Below are 2,412 nucleotides of genomic sequence, written 5' to 3'. Positions count from 1 at the left end.
CTCCAAAACGCAAACGGCGCCCTTTCGGGCGCCGCTGCATTCATTGTGTGTCGCTCGCCGCCTTAGTGCGCGGTCAGACCGCCGCCGGCTTCGTCGGCTTCCGCGCTGTCCGGGGTGCCGGGCAGCTTGGTGTCCTCTTCCCAGACGATCGGCACCGGCGCGCGGGTCAGCGCGTTGGCGATCACCTCGTCCATCCGGGCGACCGGGATGATGTTCAGACCACCCTTGATGGCGTCCGGAATCTCGGTGAGATCCTTGGCGTTGTCTTCAGGGATCAGCACCGTCTTGATGCCGCCTCTAGCCGCGGCGAGCAGCTTCTCCTTGAGGCCGCCGATCGGCAGCACCCGGCCGCGCAGCGTGATCTCGCCGGTCATGGCGATGTCGCGGCGGATCGGGATGCCGGTCAGCACCGACACGATGGTGGTGGCCATCGCCACGCCGGCCGACGGGCCGTCCTTCGGGGTCGCACCCTCCGGCACGTGGACGTGGATGTCGCGCTTCTCGAAGAACGGCGGCTCGATCCCGAAGGTGATCGCGCGGCTGCGGACGTAAGATGCCGCCGCTTGGATCGACTCCTTCATGACGTCGCGCAGGTTGCCGGTGACCGTCATCCGGCCCTTGCCCGGCATCATCACGCTTTCGATCGTCAGCAGCTCGCCGCCGACATCGGTCCACGCCAGACCCGTCACCACGCCGACCTGATCGTCCTTCTCGATCTCGCCGAACCGGAACTTCGGCACGCCGAGATACTCTTCGATCAGCTTCTCGTTGATGTGCACCGACTTCTTCTTCGAGAGCATCAGCTCCTTCACGACCTTGCGGGCCAGTGTGGAGATTTCGCGCTCAAGATTGCGCACGCCCGCTTCACGGGTGTACCGCCGGATCACCAGCAGCAACGCATCGTCGTCGATCGACCATTCCTTGGAGTCGAGGCCGTGCTTGGTCAGCGCCTGCGGGATCAGGTGCTTGCGCGCGATCTCGACCTTCTCGGTCTCGGTGTAGCCGGCGATCCGGATGATCTCCATACGATCCATCAGCGGCCCCGGAATGTTCAGGGTATTCGCCGTGGTGATGAACATCACGTTGGACAGATCGTAGTCCACCTCGAGATAGTGGTCGTTGAAGGTGCCGTTCTGTTCGGGATCGAGCACCTCGAGCAGCGCCGAGGACGGATCGCCGCGGAAGTCGGCGCCCATCTTGTCGATCTCGTCGAGCAGGAACAGCGGATTCGACGTCTTCGCCTTGCGCATCGACTGGATGATCTTGCCGGGCATCGAGCCGATATAGGTACGGCGGTGACCGCGGATCTCGGCCTCGTCACGCACGCCGCCGAGCGACACGCGAACGAATTCGCGCCCCGTCGCCTTCGCGATCGACTTGCCGAGCGAGGTCTTGCCGACGCCGGGCGGGCCGACCAGGCACAGGATCGGGCCCGACAGCTTGTTGGCGCGCGACTGCACCGCAAGATACTCGACGATCCGCTCCTTGACCTTCTCGAGCCCGTAGTGATCGGAATCGAGCACGGCCTGCGCCGCCCCGAGATCCTTCTTCACCTTGGACTTCTTGTTCCACGGGATCGACAGCAGCCAGTCGAGATAGTTGCGCACCACCGTCGCTTCCGCGGACATCGGCGACATCTGACGCAGCTTCTTCAGCTCGTGCTGCGCCTTCTCACGGGCTTCCTTGGTCAGCTTGGTCTTGGCGATCTTCTCTTCGAGTTCGGCGAGCTCGTCCCGGCCGTCTTCGTCGCCGAGCTCCTTCTGGATCGCCTTCATCTGCTCGTTGAGATAGTACTCGCGCTGGGTCTTCTCCATCTGCCGCTTGACGCGGCTGCGGATGCGCTTCTCGACCTGCAGGACCGAGATCTCGCTCTCCATCAGGCCGAGCACCTTCTCCAGCCGCTGCGTCACCGACAGCGTCTCCAGGATGCCCTGGCGATCGGCGATCTTGACGGCGAGATGCGAGGCGACGGTGTCGGCGAGCTTGGCGAAGTCGGTGATCGACTGCACCACGCCGACGACTTCGGCCGAGATCTTCTTGTTGAGCTTCACGTAGCTTTCGAAGTCGGACACCACCGAGCGCGACAGCGCCTCGGCCTCGACCGAGTCGGCATCGCTGTCTTCGAGCGCGACGGCGCCCGCTTCGTAGTAGTCCGCCCGATCGGTGTACTTGTCGACCTTGGCGCGCGCGAGGCCCTCGACCAGCACCTTGACGGTGCCGTCGGGCAGCTTGAGCAATTGCAGCACGCTGGCCAGGGTGCCGATTTCGTAGATGGAGTCGGGTGCCGGATCGTCGTCGGACGCGTTCTTCTGCGTCGCCAGCATGATCAGCGCGTCGTTCTTCATCACCTCCTCGAGGGCGCGGATCGACTTCTCGCGGCCGACGAACAGCGGCCGTCTCTTATACACCTCT

1 protein-coding gene is annotated in these 2,412 nt (G+C 64.1%); it reads right to left on the bottom strand.

The window, feature by feature from the left end:
• Nucleotides 1-62 precede the first annotated feature (62 nt).
• On the bottom strand, nt 63-2,412 hold a 2,350-nt coding region (gene lon, locus DU475_RS23585; protein ID WP_164633492.1), incomplete at its 5' end, for an endopeptidase La.

The sequence above is a fragment of the Rhodopseudomonas sp. WA056 genome (assembly GCF_010906995.1).
In the GTDB taxonomy this organism is placed as follows: domain Bacteria; phylum Pseudomonadota; class Alphaproteobacteria; order Rhizobiales; family Xanthobacteraceae; genus Rhodopseudomonas; species Rhodopseudomonas palustris_G.
The sequence above is the reverse complement of the archived record's forward strand: the minus strand, read 5'-3'. Positions and strand labels throughout refer to the sequence as shown.